This window comes from uncultured Sutterella sp., from assembly GCF_937923675.1.
Lineage (GTDB): Bacteria > Pseudomonadota > Gammaproteobacteria > Burkholderiales > Burkholderiaceae_F > Sutterella.
The window spans coordinates 15,534-28,951 of record NZ_CALDXB010000025.1 but is presented as its reverse complement, the minus strand read 5'-3'; the positions used below and the strand labels follow the sequence as shown (position 1 = coordinate 28,951).

Annotated in this window: 15 protein-coding genes; 6 read left to right on the top strand and 9 right to left on the bottom strand. The window is 61.9% G+C overall.

The genetic code is table 11. The annotated features are described in order from the left end of the window. Positions 1 to 21 precede the first annotated feature (21 nt). The 8 genes from murA to Q0106_RS02685 all read right to left on the bottom strand — a co-directional run bounded on the left by murA (position 22) and on the right by Q0106_RS02685 (position 5,693). A complete protein-coding gene (murA, locus tag Q0106_RS02720; RefSeq protein WP_297608505.1) occupies positions 22 to 1,275 on the bottom strand; it encodes a UDP-N-acetylglucosamine 1-carboxyvinyltransferase in 1,254 nt (417 codons plus the stop codon). Positions 1,276 to 1,353: 78 nt separating this feature from the next. Further along, entirely contained in the window at positions 1,354 to 1,623 is a 270-nt protein-coding gene (locus tag Q0106_RS02715) for an STAS domain-containing protein (RefSeq protein WP_297608503.1), read from the bottom strand. Next, entirely contained in the window at positions 1,620 to 2,294 is a 675-nt protein-coding gene (locus Q0106_RS02710) for an ABC transporter substrate-binding protein (protein ID WP_297608500.1), read from the bottom strand. Before Q0106_RS02710 ends, Q0106_RS02715 begins: the two co-directional genes overlap by 4 nt. A 38-nt stretch (positions 2,295 to 2,332) precedes the next feature. Then, complete coding sequence (locus tag Q0106_RS02705; protein ID WP_297608497.1) at positions 2,333 to 3,100, bottom strand: VacJ family lipoprotein; 768 nt, start codon at positions 3,098 to 3,100, stop codon at positions 2,333 to 2,335. A gap of 4 nt (positions 3,101 to 3,104) precedes the next feature. After that, positions 3,105 to 3,575, bottom strand: a complete 471-nt coding sequence (gene mlaD, locus Q0106_RS02700) for an outer membrane lipid asymmetry maintenance protein MlaD (RefSeq protein WP_152157527.1) — start codon at positions 3,573 to 3,575, stop codon at positions 3,105 to 3,107. Positions 3,576 to 3,599: 24 nt separating this feature from the next. Then, entirely contained in the window at positions 3,600 to 4,376 is a 777-nt protein-coding gene (gene mlaE / locus Q0106_RS02695; RefSeq protein WP_297608493.1) for a lipid asymmetry maintenance ABC transporter permease subunit MlaE, read from the bottom strand. Further along, on the bottom strand, positions 4,377 to 5,192 hold the full coding sequence (locus tag Q0106_RS02690; RefSeq protein ID WP_297608490.1) for an ABC transporter ATP-binding protein: 816 nt from the start codon (positions 5,190 to 5,192) through the stop codon (positions 4,377 to 4,379). Between the two features lie 3 nt (positions 5,193 to 5,195). Further along, positions 5,196 to 5,693: a thioesterase family protein gene (locus Q0106_RS02685; protein ID WP_297608487.1), complete on the bottom strand. Its 498-nt coding sequence runs from the start codon at positions 5,691 to 5,693 to the stop codon at positions 5,196 to 5,198. Positions 5,694 to 5,967: 274 nt separating this feature from the next. Between Q0106_RS02685 and Q0106_RS02680 the strand changes: the two genes are divergently transcribed. Continuing rightward, the gene (locus tag Q0106_RS02680; protein ID WP_297608484.1) at positions 5,968 to 8,334 is read left to right on the top strand and encodes a PBP1A family penicillin-binding protein; all 2,367 of its coding nucleotides are present in this window, start codon (positions 5,968 to 5,970) and stop codon (positions 8,332 to 8,334) included. A 144-nt stretch (positions 8,335 to 8,478) separates the two neighbouring features. Here Q0106_RS02680 and cyaY read toward each other — a convergent pair whose 3' ends face one another. Further along, entirely contained in the window at positions 8,479 to 8,778 is a 300-nt protein-coding gene (cyaY, locus tag Q0106_RS02675) for an iron donor protein CyaY (RefSeq protein ID WP_297608481.1), read from the bottom strand. Here cyaY and Q0106_RS11860 point away from each other — a divergent pair. From Q0106_RS11860 to hemB, 5 genes are all read left to right on the top strand, one after another. Continuing rightward, positions 8,719 to 8,928, top strand: coding sequence for a lipoprotein (locus Q0106_RS11860; protein ID WP_366139468.1), 210 nt, complete (start codon positions 8,719 to 8,721; stop codon positions 8,926 to 8,928). The two genes, cyaY and Q0106_RS11860, sit on opposite strands and share 60 nt — an antisense overlap. A gap of 12 nt (positions 8,929 to 8,940) precedes the next feature. Continuing rightward, positions 8,941 to 10,326 (top strand): diaminopimelate decarboxylase, encoded by a 1,386-nt coding sequence (lysA, locus tag Q0106_RS02670; RefSeq protein ID WP_297608478.1) that lies wholly within the window; start codon positions 8,941 to 8,943, stop codon positions 10,324 to 10,326. Positions 10,327 to 10,447: 121 nt separating this feature from the next. Then, the gene (locus tag Q0106_RS02665; RefSeq protein ID WP_297608475.1) at positions 10,448 to 11,494 is read left to right on the top strand and encodes a GMP reductase; all 1,047 of its coding nucleotides are present in this window, start codon (positions 10,448 to 10,450) and stop codon (positions 11,492 to 11,494) included. A gap of 135 nt (positions 11,495 to 11,629) precedes the next feature. Continuing rightward, positions 11,630 to 12,334, top strand: a complete 705-nt coding sequence (yihA, locus tag Q0106_RS02660) for a ribosome biogenesis GTP-binding protein YihA/YsxC (protein ID WP_297608472.1) — start codon at positions 11,630 to 11,632, stop codon at positions 12,332 to 12,334. Between the two features lie 5 nt (positions 12,335 to 12,339). Beyond that, a complete protein-coding gene (gene hemB, locus Q0106_RS02655) occupies positions 12,340 to 13,353 on the top strand; it encodes a porphobilinogen synthase (protein WP_139688426.1) in 1,014 nt (337 codons plus the stop codon). Positions 13,354 to 13,418: the final 65 nt, after the last annotated feature.

The following is a 13,418-nucleotide window of genomic DNA, read 5'->3' as shown; positions in this document are numbered from 1 at the left end:
TGTACCAAGGTCTAGGCTTTTTCAGCTTCGAATGCGTTCGACATCGGCGCCGAGCCCGCGGAGCTTTTCCTCCATGTGCTCGTAGCCCCGGTCGAGGTGGTAAAGCCGGTCGACCGTGCTTTCACCCTGGGCGGCGAGCGCCGCAATCACGAGGGACGCGGAAGCCCGGAGGTCGGTCGCCATCACGGCTGCGCCCTCAAGCGCTTCCACGCCCGTGACGACGGCCGTATGGCCGCTGACGCAGATCTTCGCCCCCATGCGGGCAAGTTCGGGCACGTGCATGAAGCGGTTTTCAAAGATCGTTTCCGTGATTTCCGAAGAGCCTTCCGCAATCGCAGCAATCGCCATGAACTGCGCCTGCATGTCTGTCGGGAACCCCGGATGCGGGGTCGTGCGGATCCGGACGGCTTTGGGGCGCCCCGTCATGCGAAGGCGCAGCCAGTCGGCACCGGCTTCAATGGAGGCCCCCATTTCGCGAAGCTTCGCCGTCACGGCCTCGAGGTCACCGGGCACGCAATGCGTGACGAGGACGTCGCCCCGCGTGGCCGCCGCTGCGCAGAGGTAGCTCCCCGCCTCAATGCGGTCGGCAACGACCTTGTGTTCAGCGCCGTGAAGCGTCTTCACGCCCTCAATGACGATGGTGGGGGTCCCTGCCCCGGCAATCTTCGCCCCCATGGCGATGAGGCAGTTGGCAAGATCCACCACTTCCGGCTCGCGGGCGGCATTTTCAATGACGGTTTCGCCGTCTGCGAGAACCGCAGCCATCATGAGGTTTTCCGTACCCGTCACCGTCACCATGTCGGTGATGATGCGCGCGCCCTTCAGACGCGGCGACGAGGCGTCGACGTAGCCGTGATCGATTTTCACCTCGGCCCCGAGCGCTCTCAGCCCCTTGATGTGCTGATCCACCGGACGGGCTCCGATGGCGCAGCCGCCGGGGAGGCTCACCCGCGCGGCGCCGAAGCGCGCCACGAGGGGGCAGAGCGTCAGGATCGACGCGCGCATGGTCTTGACGAGTTCGTAGGGCGCAACGGTGCTCGTCAGCGCCCCCGCGTTGAGGGTCACTTCATGGCCTTCCCGCCGGATCTTCACGCCCATGCCTTCCAAAAGAAGAAGCATCGTGCGCACGTCGGCGAGATCGGGCACGTTCGTGAGCTTCAGGTCTCCGGCCGTGAGAAGTGACGCACAGAGAATCGGGAGCGCCGCGTTCTTTGCACCGCTGGTGCGGACTTCGCCTACAAGGCGGCGTCCGCCGCGGATCTTGAGCTTTTCCATGAATACTGCTTTTTAGAAAATCGGTTGTTCTGTTGGGAAAGAGGTATCGGACCGGAAAGCCCGGGGCCTCAGCGCGCTTTACTTTTCCTTTGGAAGCCTGAGGAGCGCCTCAACACCGTAAAGGCGCGCAAGCGTCTTGAGGTCTGCGGGGACGCACTCGATCGCGAGATCCTTCCCCGAAGCCTCCGCTTTTCTGCGTGCCGAAAGAAGAGCTGAGAGCGCCGCACTGTCGGCGCGCTTCACGTTGGAAAGGTCAACCGTGAAGTCGCCCGCTGCCTGTGCGGCGAGGAGTTCCTTCTTTACGGCCGGAGCATTCTCGAAGTCGATGACTTCCTCAGCGACTCTCACTTCGAAGCCTCTTTCTTCTTCATGGTTTCGGCGAGCTCGGCTCCCTTTTCATTGAAGAGCTTGATCAACCCGTCGACGCCGTCCTGCGACAGAACGGACGCAAACTGCGAACGGTAGTTCTCCACCATCCAGATCCCTTCGATATTGACGTCGACGATCTTCCAGCTCTTGTCCTTCGCCTGATAGATGCGGTAGTCGAGCGCAATGGGATTTTCCGAACCGCTCGTGAGGAGCGTGCGGATCACCATTTCCGGACGCACGGTTTTGACGCGCGTCGGCCTCAGTTCGCACTTCTGATCCTTGACTGCGGAGAGTCCGCCCGCATAAACACGCATGAGGAGCGTCTCAAAGCCTTCCTCGAGCGCGGCTCTCTGCTCCTTCGTCGCCGTTCTCCACTTCGGCCCCACCGTCATGCGGGTCATCATCGTGAAGTCGGTCGCCGGCATGATGATGCCGTCAACGAGCTCGCGAAGGGCGTCAATATTGCCCGACTTCAGGGAGTCGCTGCCGCGGATCCGCTCGAGCACGGCATTGGAAAGATCCACCACGAAGGCAAAGGGGTCGCCCTTGTCGTCATAGGGGAGGCTCCCGGCCGCCCGGGCGGGAAGGAGAGGCGCTGCGGCTGCGGCGGCCGCAATGAGCGAACTCGTAAGAAATGTTCTGCGCTGCATGATATTGATTCTCCCAATGATCTTTGTCCTGCGGGACCTTATTCCTCGTCATCGAAGTCGAGCGGCGTAAGCGTCTCAAGCTCTTCTTCGGCATCCATGGCCTCGCCGTCCGCTACCGCGCGGCGGCGCGCCGCCAGGTATGCATCGCGAACGGCGGCATATTCGTCAACGGTCGACTCGCGGAATTTCTCAAGTTCAAGAAGCCGCGCACGGGTGTCGAGCCCGTCGACGACCCAGAGGCCGGCACTCCAGTACCAGTCCTCATCCCAGAGCGCCCAGGTGGTCGGGCTCGTGGCCCATCCTGCCGGATAACGCGTCCAGTCGCGGGTCGACGAAGGCCCGAGCACCGGAAGGACGAGGTATGAGCCTTCTCCGGCGCCCCAGACGCCAAGCGTCTGCCCGAAGTCCTCGGGCGCCTTTTCTAGTCCGATTTCGGAGGCGACGTCAAAGAGCCCGGCGATGCCGAAGGTGGAATTGACGAGGAAGCGGAAAAATGTGCTGATCCCTTTGTCGGCCTTGCCCTGCAGGAGGTTGTTCACCGTATTCGTGGGTTCGCCGAGGTTGTCCATCGCGTTCGAAACCCCGGTCTGCACGAAGCCGGGCGTCCAGGCCACGTAAGCTTCAGCCACGGGCTTAGCCACCGCGCGGTCGAGCGCATCGTTGAAGGCATAGACGTTGCGGTTGAAGGCCTCATACGGATCAACCGGGTTTTCGCCCGCATTGGGCGGCACCTGCGCGCACCCGGCAAGGAAAAGCGAGGCGCAGAGCGCTGCCCCTGCGGCAGGCCTCAATATCTGCTTCTTCATTTTTTTACTTCCCGCCGTCCTCAGCCTTTGAATAGAGGAACTGGCTGATCAGGTTCTCAAGCACCACGGCGCTCTGCGTGCGGCGGATGACCGAACCTTCCTCAAGGTTCTTGTCGTCTGCGCCCGCTTCAATGCCGACATACTGTTCGCCGAGAAGCCCCGAAGTGAGAATTTTGGCCGAGCTGTCGTCGGGGAACGGGTACTGGGCGTCCATATCCATCGTGACGCGCGCCTGGAAGGTTTCCGGATCAAAGACGACGGAGCGCACGCGCCCGACGACGACGCCGGCACTCTTCACGGCTGCACGGGCCTTCAGACCCCCGATGTTGTCGAAGTCCGCCGTGACGGCATAGGTCTTGTGTCCGAAGGAGAAGCTTCCGAGGTTGGCCGCCTGCAGCGCCATGAAGAGCGCTGCCGCAAAGCCGAGCACGATGAAGAAGCCGACCATTATTTCGAGAGAGCGATTTTTCTGCATTTTTCTTTCTCTACTGGAAGAAAATCAAACCACGGTGAACATCGAGGCCGTCATGATGAAGTCGAGTCCGAGAACGAGAAGCGAGGAGACGACGACCGTAATCGTCGTTGCATGCGCCACGCCGTCCGGGGTGGGTCTCGAGGCATAGCCCTGATAGAGGGCGACAAGCGTCACGGCAATGCCGAAGACGACGCTTTTGATGAAGCCGTTCCCGACGTCATGGAAGATGTCGACGGCCGCCTGCATCTGCGACCAGAAGGAGCCGCTGTCGGTGCCGATGAGGCCCACGCCCACGATCCAGGCGCCGATGATGCCGACGGCGGAAAAGATGAGCGCGAGCACAGGCATCGCGACGAATCCGCCGATGAAGCGGGGAGCGAGCACCCGCCGGAAGGGGTCGACGCCCATCATTTCCATGGCGGCGAGCTGTTCGCCCGAGCGCATGAGGCCGATTTCAGCCGTGAGCGCCGTTCCGGCGCGTCCGGCAAAAAGGAGCGCCGTGACGACGGGACCGAGCTCGCGCACGAGCGAAAGCGCAACAAGCACGCCGAGCGCTTCCTCGCTCCCGTAGCTCACGAGCACGTAGTAGCCCTGAAGTCCCAGCACGAAACCCACAAACAGACCCGACACCCCGATGATGAGGAGCGAATAGTTTCCGATGAAGTGGATCTGCTGGATGATGTTGCCGAATCCCGCGCCCCAGAGGCGCGAAAGCACCTGACCGGAAAAGATGCCGAAGCGCCCGGTCGATGCGAAGAGCCCGAGCACCCAGGCGCCGAGCTTTGCGAGAAGGTCCGTCATTTACTGGTTCCTCCCGCTCTTGAATCCAAGATCCGAAGCATAGTCGGGCGCATGGTACTGGAAGGGTACCGGGCCGTCGGGAAGTCCCCCGACAAACTGCTTCACAAAGGGGTCGGAAGACACCTTGAGCGATGCCGGATCCCCCTCGGCCGCCACGCGCGCGTCCGAAATCATGTAGACGTAGTCGGCAATCTCAAAGGTCTCCGCCACGTCGTGCGTGACGATGAGCGAAGTCGCGCCCAGCGCGTCGTTGAGCGACCGGATGAGGCGCGCCGTCACGCCCATCGAAATGGGGTCGAGCCCCGCGAAGGGTTCGTCGTAAAGAATAAGGGCCGGATCAAGCGCAATGGCGCGCGCGAGCGCGACGCGACGCGCCATGCCGCCCGAGATTTCCGCCGGCATGAGATTCGCCGCACCGCGCAGTCCCACGGCATTGAGCTTCATGAGAACGAGATCGCGCACGGTCTCTTCATCAAGATTCGTCTGCTCGCGGATCGGAAAGGCAACGTTGTCGTAGACGGAGAGGTCGGTGAAGAGCGCGCCGAACTGAAAAAGCATCCCCATGCGGCGACGCAGCCGGTAGAGGCCCCTGCGGTCCGCAGGATCGAGCTTTTCGCCGCCGACACGGATTTCGCCCGCGTCGGGCGTGAGGAGCCCGCCGATAAGCTTCAGGAGCGTCGTTTTCCCCATGCCGGAGCCGCCCATGATGGCGACCACCTTGCCGCGGCCGAAGTCCATCGAGACATTCTCGAGAATCCGGCGGCTGCCGTAGCCGAAGGAGAGATTCTTGATCGAAAGATAGGTTTCAAGCGCCACCGGTTACGCCTCCTTGAGTCCGAGCAGATTCGCGCCGGGCGAAAACCGTATCGGCCGCGCGATCCCGAGCGTCCTGAGTTCCGGGTCGTCGGCAGCGACAAGCGCCACGTGCGCGAGATCGGCTTCGGGGAGAAGCACGGGACGGCCGCGCTCGGCGTCGATGTAGACCCACTCGGTCGCGCCGACCATGAGAAGCGTTTCGCCCCGGCGGATTGCATAGCGCCTGAGGCTCGCCGCCCCGTGAGCGCTCTGAATCCAGGTGTAGACGTCAAGCTTTTCTCCCTCAAAGCTCGGGCGCAGATATTCAATCCAGTGCTCGCGCGCAACCCAGGCGCGCTTCGCGGCCTTAAGCGCCTCAATGCCCCAGCCGATCTCTGCGGCGTGCGCCGTCGCGGCATGCTCCATCCACCGGAGATACTCGCGGTTGTTGACGTGCCCCTGAATATCAATGGATTCGGGCCCCACGACAAGGCTTTCGTGATAAATGCGCGCTGCGGACATGAATGCGGAAGAAAAGTGAACGACCGTTCATTGCGGACTGCCAAAAAATGCCCGGCACAACTTCCGGGCGCACAGTCCATGGAGCGGACAATTTTACGACAGAGCCCGGGGTCGATACGCTGCCGGAAGGCCCGCCGGAAGCATTATCTCAGCGGAAAAACTGCAAAAGCTTGTTGCCGCAGTCCAATGAAGCGGGAACAGAAGAGAGGCGCAGTTTTTATAATCACGGACATTTTCCTTTCCGTCTCCATTCATCCTCCTGAGGACTCCGCCCGTGCCGATTGCCCGCTCCAAAAAGAAGGTTCAGAAATCCTCCAGACCCTCCGCCTTCTGGCGCGTTCTCAAATGGGTTGTCGGCATCGGCGCAGCCGGAGCTCTTTCCGGAATTCTGCTTCTCGTCTTTGTCTTCGCATACATCTATCGGGAGCTTCCTCCCATTGACGCCCTCACGGACTACCGCCCCAAGGTGCCGCTTCGCGTCTGGAGCGCGGACGGAAAGCTGATCGGCGAATTCGGCGAGGAGCGGCGCGACTTCGTGAAGCTCTCCGACGTGCCGGACCACGTGAAGTACGCGATCCTCTCTGCCGAGGACGACGGCTTCTACGAGCACCCCGGGATTGAGATCACAGGCATCGTGCGCGCGGCGCTCATCAACATCCTCACGGGCCGTCGCGGTCAGGGCGGCTCCACCATCACGCAGCAGGTGGCGAGAAACTTCTTTCTGACGACCGAGCGCACCTACACGCGAAAGCTCTATGAAATCGCCATGTCCTTCAAGATCGAGCACGAGCTCACGAAGGACCAGATTCTCGAGATCTACATGAACCAGATCTACCTCGGTCAGCGCGCCTACGGGTTCGCCGCCGCGGCGAGAACCTATTTCGGCCGGCCGCTCACCGACATTTCCGTCGGTGAAGCCGCGACCATCGCGGGCCTTCCGGTCGCGCCCTCGGCCTACAACCCGATTGCGAATCCGACGCGCGCAACGATGCGCAGGAACTACGTGCTCAGGCGCATGTACGACCTCGGACACATCGACGACCTCACCTACCAGACGGAAAAATCGCTCCCGATGCAGGTTCGCCGCGTGGTGGAGGAAGATGCTCCGGCCAACGCCAATGCGAGCGCCGACAAGGTGACGGCGCATTACGCCGCTGAACTCGCCCGCATGCTGATGTTCGACATCTTCGGCGACGAAACCTATTCTCGCGGAATTAACGTCTACACCACGATCCGCATGGACGAGCAGCGCTCTGCGGTTGATGCCGTGCGCCGTCAGCTCATCACGTACGACCGCCGCTACGGCTACCGCGGCCCCGAGGACTTTGTGGAGCTCGGAAGCGCCGGCGACCGTGCAAAGGCCATCCGCACCGCGCTCTCCAAAACGGCTTCCTCGCCCTTCATGCTCCCTGCCGTCGTGACGGAAGCGTCGCCCGAAAAGATCGTGGCGGCGATCTCCCCATCAGAAACCATCACGCTCGACAAGGAAAGCCTCCGGTTCGGCCGCCGCCATCTTGCAAAGAAGCCCGCGCGCGGCATCACGCCCCTCCGCCCGGGGTCGGTCATCCGCGTGATGCACCCGCTGACAGGGAAGAACGCGGCTCAAACCTGGACCCTTGCACAGGTGCCCCGCGTCGAAACGGCCTTTGTTGCCGCGGACTTCAATTCGGGTGCGGTGAAGGCGCTCGTAGGCGGCTTCGACTTCAACCTCAACATGTTCAACCACGTCACGCAGGCGTGGCGTCAGCCCGGATCGAGCTTCAAGCCCTTCATCTACTCCGCAGCGCTCGAAAAGGGCTTCACTGCGTCCACCGTCATCAACGACGCACCCATTTCGATCGACCCCAAGCTCACGGGCAACAAGCTCTGGGAGCCGAAGAACTACGAAGGGCGCTTTGACGGTCCGATGCCGCTCTACCGGGCGCTCGAACTTTCAAAGAACCTCGTGACGATCCGCATCATGCAGTCGATCACGCCCGCTTATGCGCAGCAGTACATCGAGCGCTTCGGCTTCTCAGGGAAGAACCACCCTGCGAATCTCCCGATGGCATTGGGTGCCGGCAGCGTCACGCCCTGGCAGATGCTCGGGGGCTACATGGTCTTCGCGAACGGCGGCTACCGCGTGCAGCCCTATCTCATCGACCGGGTGACGGACGCGCAGGGCGCGACACTCATGCAGGCGACAAACCGCCAGGCGGGCGACCCCTCGATCCGTGCGATTGATGAAAGAAACGCCTTCGTCATGAATTCGCTTCTGCACCGGGTTGCCATCAACGGCACCGCCCGCCGGGCGACGAGGGAATTGAAGCGCGACGACATCGCGGGAAAGACCGGCACCTCGAACGACAGCCAGGACGCCTGGTTCTGCGGCTATGCGGGCAACACGGTTGCCGTCGGCTGGATGGGCTACGACCAGCCCAAGCCCCTGGGTTCGCGGGAAACCGGCGGCGGCCTGGTGCTCCCGATCTGGGTCGACTTCATGAGGACGGCCCTGAAGGATGTGCCGGAAACGGTCCGCATTCAGCCTGAATCCGTTGTTGAAAGGGACGGCCTCTACTACTACCGCGACCCGGTGAAGGGGGGCGACGCCTTCTCGGGCGATCTGGATGCCCGCGACCTGGTGCGCGATCAGATCTTCTGACGCGCCGCAGAGCTTCTGAGGAAAAGACCCGTCTTTCCGGCGGATCTTTTCCCCTTTGCGGGAAGCGCCTCACGAAGTTCGCTGGATAAAATGAAAAGCACTCGCCTCAAGGGGGATCCCCATCAGAAGCGAGCGGAGAGCGCGCTAGCGGCTCATGAGCGCATCGATTGCGCCCTCGACGGTTTCCTCGAGCGTGCGTCCGTCGCGCGGATTGATCCAGCCCCGGTCCGTTTCCCTGAAATGCATGCCTCCCAGATGCGAGGCAAACCAGATTTCCTGCATCGGCGTCTGGATGTTGACGACTGCCTGAGCGCCGTCCTCGAGCTCAATCGTGAGGACGTTTCCGCTCCTTGTGCAGTCGGCATCCTCGTACTTCGATTCAATATGGTCCTGAAGGCGATTCATTTCCGCCTCGGCCTTTTCCAGAAATTCCGTTTCCGTCATTTCCTTCTTCCCATGAAAAAATCCTTTGCCGCCGGCGCTGCCGGCATCGCTCTGGCCCTGTGCCTCGTCCTTTCCGGATGCGGCCTCAAGGGGCCGCTCTACATGCCGGGCGAACCCGCCCAGTCTGGCACCTTTCAGTCCGGGAGGTAATGAGAGATGACAATGGCTGACCGCAATCTTACCCGTCCGGACGAGCTTTCCCCGGGTCTTTCCTTCTACCGTTCCCCTGAGGGCGAGCTCTTCTGCGAGGACATTCCGCTCAGGGACCTTGCCCGCCGGTTCGGCACGCCGCTCTACGTCTACTCGCGCGCCGGGATCGTGGAGCGGCTTGAGGCTTATGAAAAGGCTTTCGGCGCTGAACCCCACCAGGTCTGCTACGCCGTGAAGGCAGCGTCCACCCGCGGCATCCTCGAGCTTGTCGCCCGCCAGGGAGCGGGCTTCGACTGCGTGAGCGGCGGAGAAATCCTGCGCGCGCTCGAAGCGGGCGGAGATCCGAAGAAGGTCGTCTTCTCCGGCGTCGGGAAGTCGGTCTCCGACATAGCATTCGCGCTTCGCGCCGGGATCAAGTGCTTCAACATTGAGTCGCCCGCCGAGCTCGACCGCATTCATGCCGTCGCGGAGCGACTCGGCATTGAGGCGCACGTTTCCGTGCGCGTCAATCCCAACATCGATGCCCACGTCGACGCGCATGTCGCCACCGGACTCGGCGACAGCAAGTTCGGCGTGAAGCTCACTGAGGTGATTCCTCTTTACGAAAAAGCCGCAAAGCTCCCGATGATCCGGATCGAAGGCATTTCCTGCCACATCGGAAGCCAGGTGGAGTCGGCGGAACCCTATCTCCGCATGGTGACCGTCCTCGCCGGGTTCGTCAACGAACTCGCGCGCCGCGGCATCGTTCTGCACCACATTGATCTCGGGGGCGGCGCAGGCGTCGCCTATCACCCGGACGAAAAGCCCCTTGAGCCTTCCGAACTGATCCCTGCCCTCATCAGGGCGGTCCGCACGGAAGTCTCAGTTCCCGACATTGAAATCTTCGTGGAGCCCGGCCGCTCCGTCATCGCTCAGGCGGCAGTCCTCCTCACAACAGTGCAGTACCTGAAGTCAGGGCTCTTCGAACGCCAGTTCGCGATTGTGGACGCCTCCATGACCGAGCTCGTCCGCCCGGCCATCTACGGGAGCTACCACCTGATCGAACCGGTGGTTCCGAATCCGAAGGCCCGGCGGCAAATCCTCAATATCGTGGGGCCGGTGTGCGAATCCACGGACTTCCTCGGCAATGACCGCAATCTTGCGATTGAAGCCGGCGACCTCCTCGCCATCCGCACGGCGGGCGCGTACGGCATGGCAATGGCCTCGACCTACAACTCGCGGCCGCTTCCGATGGAAGTGCTCGTCGACCACGACCGCATCATTCCTCTGCGCCGTCCGCAGACGGCGCTTGACCTCACGCGGGACGAGGAAGCGCTCGGTCTGGTGGAGAATCCCGGCATGTCCGAAGAAGCCGTGCGCAGTCTGTTTGCTGAATCTCTCGGCATGAACATCCAGTAGATACGCAAAAGTCTGTAGAATCAATTAACGCCGGATTCCGGGTAATCGCCCCGGAATGCGGCGTTTTTGCGTTTACGGAGCCTCCGCCCGGGCTCCGCTCATCCCGAAGGAGTGCCCCGCGATGCATATTGAGAACACCATTCGTCTGGACTTCAAGGACGTGCTCATCCGCCCGAAGCGTTCCACGCTCACGAGCAGAAGCGAAGTCGACATCACCCGCGAATTCAAATTCCGTCATTCGCCCCTGAAATACCATGCGATTCCCATCATCGCGGCCAATATGGATACGACGGGCACCTTCGAAATGGCCCGCGCGCTCGGCCGCCACGGCATGTCGACGGCGCTCTGCAAGCACTATTCGGTGGATGAATACGTCGATTTCTTCTCCAGGCTCGAAGAGAAGCACACCGCCTTTTATTCGCTCGGCATTTCCGACGCCGACTGGGAAAAGTTCCTTGCCGTGGAAAAGAAGGCCCCGAAGGGCGCTATTCAGTATCTCTGCATCGACGTCGCCAACGGCTACACCGAAGCCTTCGTCTCTTTCGTGAAGAAGGCGCGCGAGGCCTGTCCCGACTACGTCATCATGGCGGGCAACGTCGTCACGGGCGACATGGCTGAAGAACTCGTCCTCGCCGGCGCTGACATCATCAAGGTCGGAATTGGCCCGGGTTCGGTCTGCACCACGCGCAAAATGACGGGCGTCGGCTACCCGCAGCTCTCGGCCATCATCGAGTGCGCGGACGCCGCCCACGGTCTCTCGGGACGCATCTGCGCCGACGGCGGCTGCACCGTTCCGGGCGACATCGCCAAAGCCTTCGGCGGCGGCGCAGACTTCGTGATGCTCGGCGGCATGCTCGCCGGACACGATGAAGCGGCGGGCGAAATCGTTGAGATTGACGGGAAGACCTTCAAGCGCTTCTACGGCATGAGCAGCAAGGACGCCATGGACAAATATGCCGGAGGCGTTGCGAAATACCGCGCCGCTGAAGGGAAGTCCGTGCTGCTTCCGGCGAGAGGCCCCGTCGAGGGTACTGTTCAGGGCATTCTCGGCGGCGTGCGTTCCGCCTGCACCTACGTGGGCGCGAAGCGTCTGAAGGAGCTCACGATGCGGACCACCTTCATCCGCACCTCCATGCAGACCAACGACATCTTCGGGCATACGCTCTGAAGTCCCGGAGCGCTCATCTTTTCATGAGCCAGAGCCAGGCGCCCGCATTAACGCGCCTGTAAGCTCTCAATCCTAGAATAATGATGCTTTCAGCCGGCGGCATTGCCGCCGGCGCACTTTTGGGAAACCCATCACGTGAGCCTTTTCGATTCCGCCCGCTTTCAGATTTCAGCCGCCAAGCTTTCAGGTCTGCCGACCTCGATTGAGCCTGAAATCGCATTTGCCGGACGCTCCAACGCCGGGAAGTCCACAACGATCAATGTGATCACGCGAAAGACCCGTCTCGCCTTTGCGTCGAAAACCCCCGGCCGCACGCAGCTCATCAACTTCTTTGAGCTCTCGCGGAAAACGCCCGACGGGAAGGCCCGCGAAACGGTCGGCCGCCTCGTGGACCTGCCGGGCTACGGCTTCGCGAAGGCGAATGAATCCGTGCGCGGATCCTGGTCCGATCTGGTGGGCGGCTACATCGCCGGCCGTCGTCAGCTCGCCGGACTCGTCATCGTGATGGATTCGCGCCGTCCCTTCATGCCGACCGATGAATGGCTCATCGACTTCATGCGGGGGCGTCCCGAAGTGCGTCAGCTCTGGCTCCTCAACAAGTGCGACCAGATCAAGAACATGGAGCGCCGTCAGACGCTCCGAAAGGCCGAGGAGCGCGCCGCCGCCTTCGGCCCCCAGGTTTCCGTGCAGTTTTTCTCGGGCCTGAAGCGCGAAGGCGTTGATCAGCTGATCGAAACGCTTGAATCCTGGCTTCCGGCTCCGGCTTCAGCAGCACCTGCTGCGGAAGGCGAAAACACTTCATCCGTCCGGAGCGACATCTCCGGAACAAACGAGAGGTAATTGAAATGCAAACTCTTGGTGCCTATCCGATGGTGCGCATGCGCCGCATGCGCCACGACGATTTTTCCCGCCGTCTGATGCGCGAGAACGTCGTCACGCCGAATGATCTGATTCTTCCGGTCTTCGTGATGGAGGGAACCGCCCGCCGCGAACCCGTTCCGAGCATGCCCGGGGTGGATCGTCTCACGATCGACGAGCTGCTGAAGGTCGCCGGCGAGTGCGTCGAGCTCGGCATTCCGATGATTGCGCTTTTCCCCCACATTGAGGATGCGCTCAAGACGCCGGACGGCCGTGAAGCCGCCAACCCGGACGGCCTTATTCCGCGCGCCGTCAAGGCGCTTAAGGCCGCTTATCCGCAGCTCGGCGTCATGTGCGACGTCGCGCTCGACCCCTACACGACGCACGGTCAGGACGGCCTCATCGATGAAACGGGCTACATCCTCAACGACGAAACGATTGAGATGCTCGTCAAGCAGGTGATGGCCCAGGCCAAGGCGGGTGCAGACGTTGTTGCTCCCTCCGACATGATGGACGGCCGCATCGGCATCATCCGCAAGGCGCTCGAGGATGAAGGCCTCATCCACACGCGCATCATGGCCTATTCGGCCAAGTACGCCTCCTCCTACTATGGTCCCTTCCGCGATGCCGTGGGCTCCGCCTCGAATCTGGGCAAGTCCAATAAGGCCGTCTACCAGCAGGATCCGGCGAACGGCAACGAAGCCCTCTGGGAAGTGGGGCTCGACCTTGCCGAAGGCGCTGACATGGTCATGGTGAAGCCGGGCGTTCCCTACCTCGACGTTCTCTGGCGCGTGAAGCAGGAGTTCGGCGCTCCGACCTTTGCTTATCACGTTTCCGGCGAATACGCGATGATCAAGTTCGCCGCTGCTGCCGGCGCGATCGACGAAAAGAAGATCACCTTCGAGACTATGGTCTGCTTCAAGCGTGCGGGTGCCGACGGCATCCTTACCTACTGTGCGCTTGACGTTGCCCGCTGGATCAAGGAAGGCTACAACTACTGATGAGCCAGGTCCGCCAGCCCTGAGATGGGCGGGGCAATGAACGCATCAGGCCGCAAAGCCCGCTG

Bases quoted from the DNA above. Each gene is read 5' to 3' on its own strand.
- murA (WP_297608505.1), bottom strand. From the start codon at position 1,275: ATGGAAAAGCTCAAGATCCGCGGCGGACGCCGCCTTGTAGGCGAAGTC.
- Q0106_RS02710 (WP_297608500.1), bottom strand. From the start codon at position 2,294: ATGCAGCGCAGAACATTTCTTACGAGTTCGCTCATTGCGGCCGCCGCA.
- Q0106_RS02705 (WP_297608497.1), bottom strand. From the start codon at position 3,100: ATGAAGAAGCAGATATTGAGGCCTGCCGCAGGGGCAGCGCTCTGCGCC.
- mlaD (WP_152157527.1), bottom strand. From the start codon at position 3,575: ATGCAGAAAAATCGCTCTCTCGAAATAATGGTCGGCTTCTTCATCGTG.
- mlaE (WP_297608493.1), bottom strand. From the start codon at position 4,376: ATGACGGACCTTCTCGCAAAGCTCGGCGCCTGGGTGCTCGGGCTCTTC.
- Q0106_RS02685 (WP_297608487.1), bottom strand. From the start codon at position 5,693: ATGTCCGCAGCGCGCATTTATCACGAAAGCCTTGTCGTGGGGCCCGAA.
- Q0106_RS11860 (WP_366139468.1), top strand. From the start codon at position 8,719: ATGGTCCTGAAGGCGATTCATTTCCGCCTCGGCCTTTTCCAGAAATTC.
- cyaY (WP_297608481.1), bottom strand. From the start codon at position 8,778: ATGACGGAAACGGAATTTCTGGAAAAGGCCGAGGCGGAAATGAATCGC.
- lysA (WP_297608478.1), top strand. From the start codon at position 8,941: ATGGCTGACCGCAATCTTACCCGTCCGGACGAGCTTTCCCCGGGTCTT.
- Q0106_RS02665 (WP_297608475.1), top strand. From the start codon at position 10,448: ATGCATATTGAGAACACCATTCGTCTGGACTTCAAGGACGTGCTCATC.
- hemB (WP_139688426.1), top strand. From the start codon at position 12,340: ATGCAAACTCTTGGTGCCTATCCGATGGTGCGCATGCGCCGCATGCGC.